The sequence below is a fragment of the Variovorax sp. P2_H12 genome (assembly GCF_056403395.1).
This window is the reverse complement of the sequence record NZ_JBFUFO010000040.1, coordinates 1-16308: the sequence shown is the minus strand read 5'-3', so window position 1 is coordinate 16308 and position 16308 is coordinate 1. Positions and strand designations below refer to the sequence as shown.

Below are 16308 nucleotides of genomic sequence, written 5' to 3'. Positions count from 1 at the left end.
GGGGGGCCGATCGGCGCGCTGGTTGAAATTCTTGCCGCGCCGATTTTTCTGGTCCAATACATTTTTTCGCCCCATTGATCCACGGATTGGATAAATCGAGCGCCCATGGACCTGAGACAGCTTCGCTATTTCGTGGCAGTGGCCGAGGAACTTCACTTCGGCCGTGCAGCGCAGCGCTTGTCCATCACGCAGCCGCCCCTGAGCTTCAATATCGCCAAGCTGGAGGACTCGCTGGGCTTCGAGCTCCTGCGCCGCAGCACGCGCGAAGTCGCGCTGACGCCGGCCGGTCAGGTGATGTACCAGGAGGCGCTCAAGATCCTCTCGCTCACGCGGGAGGCGCAGGCCTCGGCCGGGCGCATCGCGCGCGGCGAATCCGGCTCGATCCACGTGGGCTTCGTCGGCTCGGCCCTGCTGACGCGCCTGACCGAGGTGACTCGAAGCTTCGGTTTGGCGCGGCCTGGCGTGCAAGTGGTCATTCACGAACTCAACAGCTTCGAGCAGGTGGACGCGCTCCAGCATCGGAAGATCGACCTGGGCATCATCCATTCCCGCACCTTGCCCGGCGGCATCGCCTCGCGCGTGCTCGACAGGCAGAGTTTCGTGTGCGTCTTGCCGGCGGACCATCCGCTGGCGGCCCGTGCCGACATCCGTCTGCAGGAACTCCGGAACGAGGATTTCGTGCTGTTCTCGCGTCCGTTCTCGCCGGAGTTCCACGACAAGATCGTCGCCATGTGCCTGCGTGCGGGGTTCACGCCCAACATCCGCCACGAGGTGCGGCACATGCTCTCGGTGGCCGCACTGGTGGCCCGCAAGTTCGGCGTGTCGCTGGTGCCCTCGTCGTTGCAGACCATGGTGTTGCCGAACCTGTGCTTCCGGCCGCTGGCCCAATCGGAGCAGCCGTCCGAGTTGCGCGGCATCTGGCGCGAGGGCGATCCCTCGGCGCTGGTGCATTCGCTACTGGAAGCGCTTGCGCCGCGCGAAGAGCCGGTGGGGGAGGTTTTGCCGGGACCACAGGGCGCCGGGGCGGCCTGAGATTCGCCCGCGGGCATCGAAGGCCATCGACGACGCGTGCCCGTCGTCGCTAAAGCGTCTCCCGCTGCACGAACCCTGCCGCTGCCTGGACAGGCGCTGGAACCTCCACAACTTCCACGCGTTCGACGCGTGCCTCCGGCGGGCCGCGGCGTGCCCAATCCACCAGGGCGTCGACGGCGGGTGCGTCGCCGATGGCAAGGGCCTCCACCGTGCCGTTGCGGCGATTGCGCACCCAACCGTGCACGCCCAGCGCTTCGGCGGCCTGGGCCATGGACCAGCGGTAGCCCACGCCTTGAACGTAGCCGTGGACGAGGAGGTGCTTCTGGACGAACGCCATGCTCGCACTGTAGTGCGACAGGCCCGCATCCGCCTTGCTCAACGAATCGCGACGTCGGCCTCGATCTGGACGGAAGTCGGCGTCACCGAATACCTGCGGCGAGCCTGACTCCAAAGCCGAACAGGGCGAACCCTGCGAGGCGCGTGGCAATCTTGCGTGCGGAAGGAACCGCCTTCAGGCGGACGGCGACGCGGTCCCCGACAAGCACGAGTGCAGCCTGATACGCCAGACTGATCGCCGTGACGTGCAGCATCATCACCCACAGCGTGACCGACGACGCGTCTGGCTTCAGGAACAACGGAAAGAACGACACGAAGAACAGCATCACCTTGGGGTTCGTGAGGCTGACCATCAGGGCCTGGCGGAAGCGCAACCATGGGGAAAGGCTTGGTGCTTCGGCGTGCGACTCCGCATCGATCCTCGTCCTCACCAGTTTCAAGCCCATCCAGCAAAGATAGGCTGCGCCAAACCATTGCAGTGCCTGGAAGAGCAGAGGGTTGGACTTCATGACCGCGGCCACGCCGGCGACCGCCGCGACCATGAAGAGAAAGTCTCCTGCAAGGGTGCCTGCGACTGCGGCCATGCCGGCGGCGCGCCCATTGCGCGCAGTGGCATTGAGGATCGCGATGGTTCCGGCGCCGGGAATCAGCTGGAAGACAAGGATCGCGGCGACGAAGCTGGTGTAGTTGTGGATGTCGGACATTCAAGTCTCATTTTTTCGATGACGCTCAAGATTATGGCTAAGGAGATTCGAGGATCACAGATGAATTTTCTTGTCCCGTGAAACAATGGGATTGTTTTTTCTTGTGGGAATAGCCAATGACAAGAACGGCCTCTGGTGAAGATCTGGACGAGGTGGCGTGGAGATTGCTGGATGCGCTGCAAGCAGATGGGCGCGCACCACTCAAGTCGCTGGCGGAATCCACGGGCTTGTCTGTCGCGGCAACGGCGGAGCGTCTGAAGCGGCTTCAGGAGGCCGGCCTTGTCCGCGCGATCACGGCAGATGTCGATACCTCGAAGGCGGGCTATTCCGTCAAGGCGATCGTGGGCATCACCGTCCTTCAGCCCGGCAAGAAGGCATTGCTCGAAAAGCTGAAGAAGGCACCCGAAGTGCTGGAGTGCCATCACGTCGCCGGAGCGGACTCCTACGTGATGATTGTGGTTTCTCGAAGCCTCGCCGATCTCGAGCGCTTTGTCGGCACCATCAACGTGTATGGTGAAACCCGCACCTCGATTGTGTTTTCGACCCCCATCGAACGGCGCGAGCTTGTCCGGCCGGGAGCCACCCGGCGTCGCTGAGGCCGTTGCATGGTGTTGAAGCAAGGAGATCGTCAGATGCCGAAGTCGCACGAAGCACAGGTCGTCAGCCAAGCTGTCGATGCCCCCGCCGACACCGTCTACCGCTTCGCCCGGCAGATGGAGAACCTGCCGCTGTGGGCGTCCGGCCTGGCCCAGGGCATTGCCCGGCACCGGGGCGAATGGCTCGCCGAGTCGCCCATGGGCCAGGTCAAGGTGTCCATGGCCCCGGACAACCCCTTCGGCGTGCTCGACCACAAGGTCGTGCTCCCGGACGGAACCAGCGTCCACAATGCGTTGCGCGTGTCGCCCTGCGGCGAAGGAAGTCTCCTGACCTTCGTCGTGCTTCGGCTGCCGGGCGTCAGCCAGCAAGACTTCGATGCCGATGTGGCGCATGTCCGGCGGGACCTGATGGCATTGAAGCGATTGCTGGAGCGGCCCGCATCCTGACCGCGCGCCGTGAGTCGCCGACGGAGCGCCGCCACTGAGCCTCGCCTGACGTGCTGCGGGATTCCACCAAGGCAGCACGCTGCCCGGCGCGGCGCATACTTGCGTCAGACCCGCGCCGACACCACCAGGCCGCGGGCGGCAGCCAGGAGACACGCCTTGCAGCGAACCAACATTGCCAACCCGGCCTATTTCCACAAGGTCGTCGATTGCCAGTACGCCTGTCCGGCGCACACCCCCGTCCCTGAATACATCCGCCTGATCGCGCAGCGCCGCTACAGCGACGCCTACATGGTCAACTGGGTCTCCAACGTCTTCCCCGGCATCCTGGGGCGCACCTGCGACCGGCCTTGCGAGCCGGCCTGCCGGCGCGGGCGGGTCGAGGAAAGCAACGCCAAGGACCCCGAGCCGGTGGCGATCTGCCGGCTCAAGCGCGTGGCGGCCGACATGAAGGACGATGTGCGGTCGCGCATGCCCAAGCTCGAGCCGAAGAACGGCAAGCGCATCGCCTGTGTGGGCGCGGGGCCCGCCTCGCTCACCGTCGCACGCGACCTGGCGCCGCTGGGCTACGAGGTCGCGGTGTTCGACGCCGAGGCCAAGGCCGGCGGCTTCATCCGCACGCAGATCCCGCGCTTTCGGCTGCCCGAGTCGGTGATCGACGAGGAAACGGGCTATATCCTCGACCTTGGCGTGGAATTCCGCAGCGGCGAGCGCGTCGACTCGATGAAGGCCCTGATGGCGCAGGGGTGGGACGCGATCTTCGTCGGCTGCGGCGCGCCGCGCGGGCGCGACCTGGTGATTCCCGGCCGGCACGAAGCGGCGGCCAGCATCCACATCGGCATCGACTGGCTCAATTCCGTTTCGTTCGGCCACGTCACCACCATCGGCCAGCGCGTGATCGTGCTCGGCGGCGGCAACACGGCGATGGACTGCTGCCGGTCGGCCCGCCGCCTGGGCGGCATCGACGTGAAGGTCATCGTGCGCAGTGGCTTCGAGGAAATGAAGGCTTCGCCCTGGGAAAAGGAAGACGCCCAGCACGAAGGCATTCCGATCATCAACTTCCATGTGCCCAAGGCCTTCGTGCACGAGGGCGGCAAGCTGCTGGGCATGCGTTTCGAGATCGTCCGGGCCGAGTACGACGGCGAGGGCAACCGCTCGCTGGTGCCCACCGGCGAGCCGGAGGCCTTCTTCGAATGCGACGAGGTGCTGGTGGCCGTGGGGCAGGAAAACGCCTTCCCCTGGATCGAGCGCGACTGCGGCATCGCCTTCGACAAATGGGGTCTGCCGACGCTGGACGCGGACACCTTCCAGTCGACGGTGCCGCGGATCTTCTTTGGCGGCGATGCGGCCTTCGGACCCAAGAACATCATCACGGCCGTGGCGCATGGGCACGAGGCTGCCGTGTCGATCGACAAGCTCCTGCATGCCGAGCCGATCCATGTCCGACCGGCGCCCATGACCAACCTGGTGTCGCAGAAGATGGGCATCCACGAATGGAGCTATGACAACGACACCTCCAACGACCTGCGCTACAAGGTGCCCTGGGCCAAGGCCGAGGCGGCCCTGGCCAGCATCCGCGTGGAGGTGGAACTGGGCTTCGACGCCGCCACCGCCTTCAAGGAGGCCGAGCGCTGCCTGAACTGCGATGTGCAGACCGTGTTCACCGAGACCGCGTGCATCGAATGCGATGCCTGCGTGGACATCTGCCCGATGGACTGCATCAGCTTCACCGTCAACGGCGAGGAGGCGGACCTGCGGCCCCGGCTGAAGGCACCGGCGCTGAACCTGGCGCAGGACCTGTACGTGTCCGGCGGCCTCAAGACGGGCAGGGTGATGGTCAAGGACGAGGACGTCTGCCTGCACTGCGGCCTGTGCGCCGAGCGCTGCCCCACGGGGGCCTGGGACATGCAGAAGTTCCTGCTCGAGATGACACCGGCGGGGCCGGCGTGCCGAGATGCGCATCCGGTGCCGGCCAGGGGGGTGCCGGCATGAGCGCCGTACGGCCGCCCGAAGGCGCGAAGGCCCCCCCGGGGGGCAGCGAAGCACACGAAGTGGCGAGCGTGGGGGCCATTCGCGCCGTACGGCCGCCCGAAGGCGCGAAAGCCCCCTTGGGGGGCAGCGAAGCACACGAAGTGGCGAGCGTGGGGGGAGTGATTCCCCAGATTGCGGCCGTCAACGATTTCGTCATCAAGTTCGCCAACGTCAACGGCTCGGGCTCGGCCTCGGCCAATGAGCTGTTCGCCAAGGCCATCCTGCGCATGGGCGTGCCGGTGAGCCCGCGCAACATCTTTCCCAGCAACATCCAGGGCCTGCCGACCTGGTACGAGGTGCGCGTGACCGAGAAAGGCCACCTCGGGCGGCGCGGCGGCACCGACATGATGGTGGCGATGAACCCGCAGACCTGGGACGCCGACGTGGCCGAGCTCGAGCCCGGCGGCTACCTGTTCTACGACAGCACGCGGCCGCTGCCGCCGTCGAAGTTCCGCAGCGACATCCGGGTGATCGGCATGCCGCTGACCGAGATCTGCAACGCGGTCTACCACGACCCGCGCCAGCGCCAGCTGTTCAAGAACATCGTCTACGTGGGCGCCCTGGCCATCCTGCTGGGCATCGAGCCCGAAGTGGTCGAGAAGCTGTTCGGCGAGCAGTACAAGGGCAAGGAGAAGCTGCTGGCCTCGAATGTGCAGGCCCTGCACCTGGGATGCGACTTCGCCCGCGAGAACCTGCGCGAGCCCGTCGGGCTGCAGGTCCGCCGCGCCGACCGGGTGGGCGACCGGATCTTCGTCGACGGCAACAGCGCCGCGGCGCTGGGCTGCGTGTATGGCGGCGCCACGGTCGCGGCCTGGTATCCGATCACGCCGTCGTCCTCGGTGGCGGAGGCCTTCCAGAAGTACTGCGCGAAATTCCGGGTGGATCCGGTCACCGGCCAGAACCGCTTCGCCATCGTCCAGGCAGAAGACGAACTCGCCTCGATCGGCATGGTGGTCGGTGCCGGCTGGAACGGTGCGCGGGCCTTCACGCCGACCTCGGGGCCCGGGATTTCGCTGATGACCGAGTTCATCGGGCTGGCCTATTTCGCCGAGATCCCGGTCACGCTCATCAACGTGCAGCGCGGCGGCCCTTCCACCGGCATGCCCACGCGGACCCAGCAGGCCGACATCCTCTCGTGTGCCTATGCCTCGCATGGCGACACCAAGCACGTGCTGCTGTTTCCCGAGGACCCGCACGAGTGCTTCGAACACGCGGCGGCGGCACTCGACCTGGCCGACCGGCTGCAGACGCCGGTGTTCCTGATGACCGATCTCGACATCGGCATGAACCAGCGCCTGTGCGCGCCCTTTGCCTGGGACGACAGCCGCGCCTACGACCGCGGCAAGGTCATGACCGCCGAGGAGCTGGAGGCGGGCCGGGACTTCGGCCGCTACAAGGACGTGGACGGCGACGGCATCCCCTGGCGCACGCTGCCGGGCACGCACCCGACCAAAGGCAGCTTCTTCACCCGCGGCACGACGCGCGACGCCTACGCCCGGTACTCGGAGCGCGGGCCCGACTACATCTACAACATGGAGCGGCTGCTGAAGAAGTTCGCGACCGCGGCCACCCTGGTGCCGCAGCCGGTGCTGCAGCCGGCCGCTGAGAAAACCGATCTCGGCGTGATCCATTTCGGCTCGACCAGCCCGGCCATGCAGGAGGCGCTGGAAGCGCTCGACGAGCGCGGAATCCACCTGGATGCGCTGCGGCTGCGCGCTTTTCCCTTCCCGGACAGCGTGGTGCAGTTCCTGGCCCAGCACCCGCGGGTGTTCGTGGTCGAGCAGAACCGCGACGCCCAGATGCGCAGCCTGCTGGTCAACGAGCTGGGCATCGATCCCGCCCGATTGATCCCGGTGCTGCATTTCGACGGCACACCCATCACGGCGCGCTTCATCGTCCAGGCGATCAGCGCGCATCTGCAGGCGCCTGCCCGCGCGCCCGGCGCCACCGATACGAAGGACCCTGCATGACCTACCTTGCCAAGCCCCGGCTGCGGCATCCGACGCTGGCCACCAACAAGGTCGGCTACACGCGGCGCGACTACGAAGGCAAGATCTCCACGCTGTGCGCAGGCTGCGGCCACGACTCGATCTCCGCCGCCATCATCGAGGCCTGCTGGGAGCTGGACATCGAGCCGCACCGGGTGGCCAAGCTCTCGGGCATCGGCTGCAGCTCCAAGACGCCGGATTACTTCCTGGGCGCCTCACACGGCTTCAATACGGTGCACGGCCGCATGCCCAGCGTGCTGACCGGCGCCAACCTGGCCAACCGCGACCTGCTGTACCTGGGCGTCTCGGGCGACGGCGATTCGGCCTCGATCGGCCTGGGCCAGTTCGCCCACGCCATGCGGCGCGGCGTGCGGATGGCCTACATCGTGGAGAACAACGGCGTCTATGGCCTGACCAAGGGCCAGTTCTCGGCCACGGCCGACCAGGGTTCCAAGAGCAAGAAGGGCGTGGTCAACACCGACAGCCCGGTCGACCTGGTCGCCATGGCGCTGCAGCTGGGCGCCAGCTACGTGGGGCGCGGCTTCTCGGGCAACAAGGCGCAGCTGGTGCCGCTGATCAAGGGGGCGATCAGCCATGGCGGCGCGGCCTTCATCGACGTGCTCAGCCCCTGCGTGGCCTTCAACAACCACCCCGGCAGCACCAAGAGCTACGACTACGTGCGCGAGCACAACGAGGCGGTGAGCCGCATCGACTTCATCAGCGCCCGCGAGGAAATCGCCGTCGACATGGCGCCGGTCGAAGTGCTGGACGTGCGCCAGCACGACGGCACCCTGCTGCGGCTGCGCAGCCTGCATGCCGACTACAACCCGGGCGACCGCTTCGCCGCCATGGCCCACATGCAGCGGCACCAGGAGATGGGCGAGGTGGTGACGGGCCTGCTCTACGTCGACCCGCTGGCCACCGACCTGCACACGGCGCTCAACACCTGCGACCGGCCCCTCAACACGTTCGAGGCCGCGCAGCTGTGCCCCGGCGCCCGGGCGCTGGAACGGCTCAACGACTCCTTGCGCTGAACGAGGGCCCGGGGCACCATTGCGCTTCTTTCGGAGGGCGGACCATGGCCGAACGCACTGTTTTTCAGTCCATCTCGCGCAAGCATGTGACCAGCCTGGGTCCGCAGGCCAGTGCGCGCGATGCCGCCTGCGTCATGACACGCGCCGGTTGCGGCAGCGTGCTCATCATGGAACCGCCGGACACCCTGCTGGGCATCCTGACCGAGCGCGACCTGATGACGCGCGTGCTGGCCCGGGGGCTCGACCCCGATCACACCACGGCGCGCGAGGTGATGACGCCCAATCCGATCTGCGTGCCGCCCGAAACCCCGGTGTCCGACGCCGTCGTGCTGATGCTCGAGCGCGGCTTCCGCCATCTCCCGTTGGTGGCGGGGACGAAGATCCTGGGGGTTTTCTCGGTGCGCGATGCGCTGCCGCGGGAGATCGGCACGGCGCTGAGCCAGGCCGAATTCAACGAGCAGGTGAACGATGCCTTGGGTTAGGAAGTCGCAGATCCATCGATCCCGATAGCCACTTCGCGATCAAGGCATTGACCAGTTCTTGTAGCAAGCATCACACTGCGTGATACTTGATACATGATCAACTGGCTAGTCTTGACCGCGTCGCTGCCGACCTCTCCGAGCGGTTTGCGCGTTCGCATCTGGCGTTCGCTCAAGGCCACCGGTTGCGGAACCCTTCGGGACGGCGTCTACATCCTGCCCGCGAATGCCGCGTCCGCCGAAGACCTGTGGTCGATCGCGAAGGCCATCCGGGAAGGCGGCGCCGAGGCTCACATGCTGACGCTCCAGGCCCGCGACGCTGAACAGGAGAACACCTTCCTCGCGCTGTTCGACCGGACCGAGCAGTACGCCGACTTTGCGCAGTCACTCAAGGAGACTCGGGAGTCGCTCAAGGCTGCGACGGAAGCCGATCTGCGCAAGGTGGCACGCACCCTGGACCAGCAGTTCCAGACCCTTCGCGCCACGGACTTCTTTCCGGGCAAGGCAGCCGCCGCGGCAGCTGCGGGCCTCGAAACCTTGCGAGCGGAGATCGAACGCAAGCTCTCGCCGGGTGAGCCGACGGCCGCATCGGGAGCGATCGAACGACGCTCGCCGCAGGCCTACCAGGGAAAGACATGGGCCACGCGCAAGCGCCCCTGGGTGGACCGGCTCGCCACGGGCTGGTTGATCCAGCGCTTCGTCGATGCCTCGGCGCGCTTCGTCTGGCTGGCAGACCCGTGCAAGTGCCCCAAGGGGGTCCTTGGGTTCGACTTCGACGGCGCCACGTTCACCCACGTGGGAGACAAGGTCAGCTTTGAGGTCGTGGCGCATGCGTTCGGCCTGGAAGAGGACCCGGGCATCCGGCGGCTCGGCCAACTCGTGCACTACATCGATGTCGGCGGCATCCCTGTCGACGAGGCGGCCGGCATTGAAACCATCGTGAGAGGCCTTCAGGCACAGCACGACAAGGACGATGCGCTGCTCGCGGCGTCCCTGCCCCTGTTCGACACCCTCTACGCCGCCATGAAGGTACGCCAGTGATCACGACCACAACCACCGCGGCGCCTGACCGCCTCAGCTTTGGCGAGGCCTTCGTCTATTGGCTCAAGCTCGGCTTCATCAGCTTCGGAGGGCCGGCCGGGCAGATTGCCATCATGCATGAGGACCTTGTCGAGCGACGTCGCTGGATCTCCGAGGGCCGGTTCCTGCATGCGCTGAACTACTGCATGCTGCTGCCCGGGCCCGAGGCGCAGCAACTCGCCACGTACATCGGATGGCTGATGCACCGCACCTGGGGCGGCATCGTCGCGGGCGTCCTGTTCGTGCTGCCGTCGCTGTTCATCCTGATCGGCCTGTCGTGGGTCTACATGGCGTACGGCAATGTGCCCGTCATCGCCGGCCTGTTCCATGGCATCAAGCCCGCCGTCACCGCGCTGGTGGTGCATGCGGCCTATCGGGTGGGATCCCGGGCCCTGAAGAACGCGTGGCTGTGGGGTATCGCGGTGGCGGCCTTCCTGGCCATCTTCGCGCTGCAATTGCCTTTTCCTCTCATCGTGCTGGCCGCCGGCGTCATCGGTTACTTCGGTGGACGCTGGGCACCGGCCAAGTTCACCGCCGGAGGCGGCCATGGCACGGCCGCCAAGTCGTTCGGCCCGGCACTCATCGACGACCTCACGCCGACGCCGGCGCATGCGTTGTTCAGCTGGCGGCGCTTCGGCCGCGTGCTGGCCGTGTGCCTGGCGCTCTGGCTCGCCGGCATCGGGACCTTGACGGCGCTCTATGGATGGGACGCGGTCCTGACGCAGATGGGCTGGTTCTTCACCAAGGCGGCCCTGATGACGTTCGGCGGGGCCTATGCCGTGCTGCCCTATGTGTTCCAGGGGGCGGTCGAGAACCACCAGTGGCTCACGGCGCCGCAGATGATCGATGGCTTGGCGCTCGGCGAAACGACACCGGGCCCGCTCATCATGGTGGTGTCCTTCGTCGGATTCGTCGGCGGCTGGACCCAGGCCATCTTCGGCCCGGACGCGCTCTTCCTGGCGGGTGCGGTGGCTGCCACGGTGGTGACCTTCTTCACCTTCCTGCCTTCGTTCCTCTTCATCCTGCTGGGCGCACCCTTCATCGAATCGACCCACGGCAATCTCAAGTTCACGGCGCCGCTGACCGGCATCACGGCCGCGGTGGTGGGCGTGATCGTGAACCTGGCCGTCTTCTTCGCGTACCACGTGCTCTGGCCGGAGGGGCTCGCCGGTCGATTCGAGTGGCCATCCGCGCTCATCGGCGTGGCGGCGGCCGTGGCCCTGTTCCGATTCAAGGTCGGCGTCATTCCCGTGGTCCTGGGCTCCGGGCTGGCGGGACTGGCGCTGACGTTTCTGCGGCCCCTGCTTGCGTGAGAGGTTCCCCATGGAAAACCGAATCCAGGACTTGCCCTTCGAGGCTGCAGCACTGCACGGTCTGTCCGAGAAGTTGATTCGCAGTCATCACCAGAACAATTACGGCGGCGCGGTCAAGCGCCTGAACGCCATCCGCTCGAAGCTGACCGCGCGGTCGCCCGCGACCCTGCCGGGCTTCGAGCTCAACGGCTTGAAGCGCGAAGAGCTCGTCGCGAACAACTCCATGCTCTTGCACGAGATGTACTTCGGCAGCCTGGGTGGAGACGGGCAGACGATGACTCCGGCCATGGAACTCGCGCTGCAAGCCAGCTTCGGGAGCCTCGCTCGCTGGCGAGAGGAGTTCGTCGCCATGGGCACGGCGCTGGGTGGTGGGTCAGGCTGGGTTCTGCTCGTGTTCCAGCCGCGGGACGGGACACTCGTGAACCAATGGTCCGCCGACCATACGCATGCCATGGCCGGCGGCGTGCCCATCCTTGCACTGGACATGTACGAGCACGCGTACCACATGGATTTCGGCGCGGCCGCGGGCAACTACGTTCATGCGTTCATGGAGAACATCGACTGGGCCAACGTGTACGGGCGCTACCAGCTCGCCGTGCACGGCGCCACCGAACCGTTCGGGGCCACGCAGGATGAGGTCGCTGGCGCCCTGGTCGTCGATGTGCGTCGCTCCGGGGTCTTCGAGGATGCGCAGACTCGGCTGCCAGGTGCCACCTGGCGGGACCCTGCCACCGTGGACCGTTGGGCTAGCGACTTGCCAGCCGACCGCGACCTGGTCGTCTACTGTGTCTACGGACACGAGGTCGGACGTGCCACTGCATTGCGCCTTCGGGCGGCCGGTCTGCGGGCCCGCTTTCTGCGCGGCGGTCTCGATGGCTGGCAGGCTGCAGGCAAGCCCCTGGAACCCAAAGGAGGTCCATCATGAAGTGGGTGACCCGTGAGCGGCCGAAGATCGACCGCATCGCATGTCCATGGCTCATCGCGCGCTTCATCGACGATGCGCCGGAGTTCCTGTACGTTCCCGCCGACCAGGTTCTCGCGACGGCGGCGAGGACCGGCGCGGTGCCCTACGACATCCCCGGCGTCGAGATGACGCATGTCGCAGAGCTGTGCAGCTTCGATGCCTTCCTGTCGAAGTACGAGCTTGGCGACCCGGCCCTGCGGCAGCTGGCCGCCATCATCCGAGGCGCAGACACTTCCCGTCTGGACCTCACGCCGCAGTCTGCCGGGCTGTACGCGCTGTCGCTGGGGTTGTCCCAGGTGTTCGCCGACGACCACGAGATGCTCGCGCACGGCATGGTGATGTATGACGCGTTCTATGCCTGGTGCAAGAGCTGCCAGGCAGAGACGCACAGCTGGCCGCCGAAGATGTGACGGCAGGCGGTGCTCCCGCTTCCTGGCACGCGCGCCCTTCAATGGGTTGCCGACAGAGCCTGCGAAAGCTGGCGCAGCAGCGATGCGCCGTCGCCCTGCCATGCGCTGCCGTGCATGCAGGCGAGCGTGCGGGGCGCCTGTTGCGCGAGCCGGTCCAGCAATGCGGCGGTCTGCGGTGCATGCGCGTAGTAGTCCATCTGGTGCCGGAACGCTTCGCTGGGGCCCAGGATGTCGGTGTCGGTCAGTGCCTTCTCGCTGTTGCCGGGCTGCGTGAAGAGGTCGCCGCAGAAGAACGTGCGCGTGTGCGTGTCCATCATCAGCCCGCATTCCCAGCCGTGCGGCAGATGGGGCGTGTCGAACCAGCGCATCGTGTGGCTGCCGAGCGCGAGTTCCTCGCCATCGGCCAGAGCGCGCGGCGGGCGGTCGGCCAGGTCGGCCATCGAGACCATGGCCGCGATCCCGCCGCACAGGGGCACGGCCTGCGGCGCTGCAGCCAGGAACAGGTTCAACGCACCGCACTCGTCGGCCTCGACATGAGACAGGCCGATGTAGCGCAGGCGATCGACCGGCATCACGCGGGCGATGGCTTCGCTCACCAGCGGAAAGAGCTGGCGCGGCCCGGAGTGGAACAGCAGCGGCTGGTCGTCGACCACGAGGTACTGGTTGAAGCTGAACAGGTTGCCGTCAGGCAGCGGCACCGGCGTGTTGATGCGGAAGATGCCCGTGGCGATTTCCTGAATGTTGGTGCCGGACTGCGGATTCGTGGAGGTCATGTGGGGCTCCTGTGGCTTGAATGACGGCAAGAGGTGTCGCCAGGGCGTCCGACATTACTCCGATCTTCGACTTGTCGATGATCCGAACAGAACCGGCCCACTGGCCTCAGGCGACCTTGCGGGCCTTCTTCGCGGGATTCTTGCGCGCTGCCTTTGTCGCCGGGCGCCTGGCCGGCTTGAGGCTGCGTGCCAGGAGTTCGGTCAGGTCGATGATCCTGGCGCCTTCGGGCGCCTTTTCCTCGGGCTGGGTCACGGTCTCGGTGTCGCCGGCCTTCACTTTCCTGTCGACCAGTTTCATGATCTGGCGCTTGAACTCGTCCTTGAACGCCGCGGGTTCCCAGGGGCCGCTCATGTCCTTCACCAGCTGCTCGGCCATCTTCATCTCGGCGGCGCTGATCTTTGCGGCTTTGCTGCCCTCGGGCGGCAGGTCGAGGCCTTCGAGGGTCTTGATCTCGTCGCCCCAGCGCATCAGGTTCAGCACCAGCACCCGGCCCGAAGGAACGAGCACCGCCAGATGCTGCTTGGTGGCGATCACGACCTTGGCCAGCCCGATCTTTCCGGTTTTCGCCAGCGCCTCGCGCAGCAAGGCATAGACCTTCTGACCCCGGTTGATCGGCCCCAGGTAATAGGGGCGTTCGAGGTAGACGAATGGAATCTCGCCGGCCTCGACGAAGCGCAGGATCTCGATCGTCTGGGTGGTGCGCGGATACGCGGCCTCGATGTCCTCGTTCGACAGGACCACGTACTTGCCGTCTTCGTACTCGACGCCCTTGACGATGTCGTCGCGGTCGATTTCCTTGCCGGTCTTCTTGTTGATGCGCCGGTAGCCGACCGGATCCATGCTGCGCCGGTCGAGCCAATCGAAGTGGACGCCCTGTTCGATGCTCGCGGTGTGCAAGCCCACCGGGATGTGGACCAGGCCGAAGGTGATTGCACCCTTCCAGAGCGTGCGGCTGCCGGAAGCCACGGAGCCGCTCACTGCGCGCCGTGGCGCTCGAACCTGCACGGCGCCTCGCCGGCCTTGTGGGCATCGACCATCGAACTGTGCGCATCGTGGGCAGGAGGATCGTCGGGCATTGCAGCTCTCCATCGGATGCGCAGCAGTGTGGCGGCCGGCGGGCGCCTGCGATGGCGGAAAGGCGTCCGTTTTCATGCAGGACGACGCCGATGCATTCGCCTGCGGCGCGGGACCCGTGCGGGGAGTGATGATCGGGAACGACGCCGCCGCCTACAGGCGCTCAGCCCGTAGCCTGATGGCACGAATGCTGCATCCGCTGCATACCCTCCACGGTGGTCAGCGGATCCAGGGCGGACGCTCCAGCCTCGCCGCCAGGCGGGAGCATTCGACGACGGGTCCGACAGAAACTGCGTGAACTCCGGTCACCGCCGGTCACGCCGGCTCGAGTTCCATGGCGCTACAGGAAGGAGACCGATCATGAAATGCGAAGCGATTCATTGCTTCGACAAGGCGAGCGTTCGGTTCGCCATCTATCCCGACGGGCTCGACGGCCCGCGCATCCTTGCCGAAATATCCGAGGACGCGTTGCGCGACCTGTTCGGCGGACGCGGGCGCGGCGACAGCCTGGTGCACGCTTGCCAGCTTCATTTCGATGTGATCGAGGCCAAGGCTTTGCTGCGCCATCGCGTCGAACCGTCCAAGCCCGTCAAGCTGGATACGCGTGATTTCGCCATCTCCTCCCTGTCCGCTGGGAGTGTGCTATCCGATGGGAATGAACCTCGTGACGACCACCAGCGAAATGATCACGAGCCAAAAGAACGCGAAATCCAATGACCACGCCCACTCTGACCCGACGCGCGGCTGCTTGGCGGATGGCATGGGTTCGCTGGGACTCTCGTTTGCATAGAACGCCGGCAGCTTGTGCGAACAGCCTTTGCACAGACGTGCGGAGCCCAGGTTGATGGTGCTGCAGGCCTCACAGATCTCGGCTGCGGTCGTGCCCGTTTGCATTCTTGCAAGATCGATGAGGCTCCCAAAAGCGACCCCCGAAGGGGAATCCGCAGGCTCGACGAAGGTCACTGAAACGGTGCTCATGAATGCTCTCCTCGGCGAAGGTTGGATGCTTGGCCATCGAAGCGCGCACGTCGGAAGTACCACTCCACCTTGGCCTGTGCGAGGCTGCGTCCCAATCGCTGCTCTGCCACAGCGAGCCTTGCGAACATCAGCAGTTCTGCATCCGCGGGTCCAGGGCCCGAACCGTCAAGCTGTTTTCGGAAGGCGCATACGATGCGATCTTGCACCGCTTTCCTGACGCGCCCCGCGGCGGCCCAGGCCCTTTGCGCGCTCGTTTTTCGAAGACCGAGCAGGGCTCGCGTCGGCGCGCCCTTGCATCGCCGCAAGGCACTTGCCGGGCGCTTGTTTCTCCGCGGCGCTGACTTCCTTCTGCGAGTGACAGGCTTTGACATCTTTTTCCCTTTCAAAGCAAGGCAGATGTGAAAACGTCACATCCATAGTACTCTTGTCTTATAGCGATGTGCACTTGCTGTGTAAGACAGCGGCCAATGTTGCTGTCCAGTTGGTAACGGAGCGTTGCGACCCGCCTCTTCCCTTCCGAGGATCCATGGGTCAGGCTCGACGGCGCGGGCAGCATCATCGTCAGCGGGCTGCGCTACAGGCTGGTCAACGCGGACTTCACGAGCGGCATTGCCCGGCAGGTCGATTCGGCCGCGAATATTCGCGGGCCGCTTTTCTCCGTCAATCCGGCACAAGGCAGTTTCGTCATCCTGGGCACGACAGTGGCCACGAACGAGGCCACCGTCTGGGCCGATGTGACCGGGCTCGCCGCGGCCTTGGTGGGTGATGTCCCTGTGTCAAGGCGAGTGACGTAAGCCATTGATTCCTAATGAGAAAATTCGGGTATGCGGGAGGGTCATTTCGTTGGAAAGGTACGATCACCCCTGATGGGAAATTTCGCGTAAGCGTGTCAACGCATCGAAGAGTGCGGCCACCCCTTGGCGGACGGGGCCGAATTGCACGGGGCGGCCGACTGATTGCGCACAATCCCAGTTCACTGACCAAAGAACAGAAACGAATGAATTCAAAGCCAGTGTGGAGACGGTTTCCGGCCATGTTCAACCTGAACGACGGCCGCTGGGGCCGGGGCGA

17 protein-coding genes are annotated in these 16308 nt (G+C 65.8%); 13 read left to right on the top strand and 4 right to left on the bottom strand.

Annotated features, from left to right (window positions below; all coding sequences use genetic code 11):
* Positions 1-105 precede the first annotated feature (105 nt).
* The gene (locus AC1DYK_RS27380) at positions 106-1032 is read left to right on the top strand and encodes a LysR family transcriptional regulator (RefSeq protein ID WP_478169158.1); all 927 of its coding nucleotides are present in this window, start codon (positions 106-108) and stop codon (positions 1030-1032) included.
* Positions 1033-1081: 49 nt separating this feature from the next.
* Here AC1DYK_RS27380 and AC1DYK_RS27375 read toward each other — a convergent pair whose 3' ends face one another.
* Together AC1DYK_RS27375 and AC1DYK_RS27370 are read right to left on the bottom strand one after the other, a co-directional pair.
* On the bottom strand, positions 1082-1369 hold the full coding sequence (locus AC1DYK_RS27375) for an acylphosphatase (RefSeq protein WP_478169157.1): 288 nt from the start codon (positions 1367-1369) through the stop codon (positions 1082-1084).
* An 82-nt stretch (positions 1370-1451) separates the two neighbouring features.
* Entirely contained in the window at positions 1452-2072 is a 621-nt protein-coding gene (locus AC1DYK_RS27370; protein ID WP_478169156.1) for a LysE family translocator, read from the bottom strand.
* 116 nt (positions 2073-2188) lie between these two features.
* On the opposite strand from AC1DYK_RS27370, the gene AC1DYK_RS27365 reads away from it, so the two are divergent.
* The 10 genes from AC1DYK_RS27365 (at position 2189) to AC1DYK_RS27320 (ending at position 12411) form a co-directional block, all read left to right on the top strand.
* On the top strand, positions 2189-2668 hold the full coding sequence (locus tag AC1DYK_RS27365) for an Lrp/AsnC family transcriptional regulator (protein WP_478169155.1): 480 nt from the start codon (positions 2189-2191) through the stop codon (positions 2666-2668).
* 36 nt (positions 2669-2704) lie between these two features.
* Positions 2705-3115: an SRPBCC family protein gene (locus tag AC1DYK_RS27360; protein WP_478086730.1), complete on the top strand. Its 411-nt coding sequence runs from the start codon at positions 2705-2707 to the stop codon at positions 3113-3115.
* Between the two features lie 156 nt (positions 3116-3271).
* Entirely contained in the window at positions 3272-5104 is a 1833-nt protein-coding gene (locus AC1DYK_RS27355) for an FAD-dependent oxidoreductase (protein WP_478169154.1), read from the top strand.
* A 77-nt stretch (positions 5105-5181) separates the two neighbouring features.
* On the top strand, positions 5182-7113 hold the full coding sequence (locus AC1DYK_RS27350; RefSeq protein WP_478169198.1) for a 2-oxoacid:acceptor oxidoreductase subunit alpha: 1932 nt from the start codon (positions 5182-5184) through the stop codon (positions 7111-7113).
* Positions 7110-8165, top strand: coding sequence for a 2-oxoacid:ferredoxin oxidoreductase subunit beta (locus AC1DYK_RS27345; protein WP_478169153.1), 1056 nt, complete (start codon positions 7110-7112; stop codon positions 8163-8165). Before AC1DYK_RS27350 ends, AC1DYK_RS27345 begins: the two co-directional genes overlap by 4 nt.
* 44 nt (positions 8166-8209) lie before the next feature.
* Entirely contained in the window at positions 8210-8647 is a 438-nt protein-coding gene (locus AC1DYK_RS27340) for a CBS domain-containing protein (RefSeq protein ID WP_478169152.1), read from the top strand.
* Between the two features lie 93 nt (positions 8648-8740).
* Positions 8741-9685, top strand: coding sequence for a chromate resistance protein ChrB domain-containing protein (locus AC1DYK_RS27335; RefSeq protein ID WP_478169151.1), 945 nt, complete (start codon positions 8741-8743; stop codon positions 9683-9685).
* Positions 9682-11037, top strand: coding sequence for a chromate efflux transporter (gene chrA / locus AC1DYK_RS27330; RefSeq protein WP_478169150.1), 1356 nt, complete (start codon positions 9682-9684; stop codon positions 11035-11037). The genes AC1DYK_RS27335 and chrA overlap by 4 nt, the downstream gene beginning before the upstream one ends.
* Positions 11038-11047: 10 nt before the next feature.
* A complete protein-coding gene (locus AC1DYK_RS27325; RefSeq protein ID WP_478169149.1) occupies positions 11048-11962 on the top strand; it encodes a Fe-Mn family superoxide dismutase in 915 nt (304 codons plus the stop codon).
* Positions 11959-12411, top strand: a complete 453-nt coding sequence (locus AC1DYK_RS27320) for a chromate resistance protein ChrB domain-containing protein (RefSeq protein ID WP_478169148.1) — start codon at positions 11959-11961, stop codon at positions 12409-12411. The genes AC1DYK_RS27325 and AC1DYK_RS27320 overlap by 4 nt, the downstream gene beginning before the upstream one ends.
* Positions 12412-12449: 38 nt before the next feature.
* Here AC1DYK_RS27320 and AC1DYK_RS27315 read toward each other — a convergent pair whose 3' ends face one another.
* Positions 12450-13184, bottom strand: a complete 735-nt coding sequence (locus tag AC1DYK_RS27315) for an oxygen-binding di-iron domain-containing protein (RefSeq protein WP_478169147.1) — start codon at positions 13182-13184, stop codon at positions 12450-12452.
* Between the two features lie 106 nt (positions 13185-13290).
* On the bottom strand, positions 13291-14151 hold the full coding sequence (gene ku, locus AC1DYK_RS27310; protein WP_478169146.1) for a non-homologous end joining protein Ku: 861 nt from the start codon (positions 14149-14151) through the stop codon (positions 13291-13293).
* Positions 14152-14619: 468 nt separating this feature from the next.
* Here ku and AC1DYK_RS27305 point away from each other — a divergent pair, with 468 nt between their 5' ends.
* Positions 14620-14976: a hypothetical protein gene (locus AC1DYK_RS27305; protein WP_478169145.1), complete on the top strand. Its 357-nt coding sequence runs from the start codon at positions 14620-14622 to the stop codon at positions 14974-14976.
* An 815-nt stretch (positions 14977-15791) separates the two neighbouring features.
* Positions 15792-16031: a DUF5666 domain-containing protein gene (locus tag AC1DYK_RS27300; RefSeq protein ID WP_478169197.1), complete on the top strand. Its 240-nt coding sequence runs from the start codon at positions 15792-15794 to the stop codon at positions 16029-16031.
* Positions 16032-16308 lie beyond the last annotated feature (277 nt).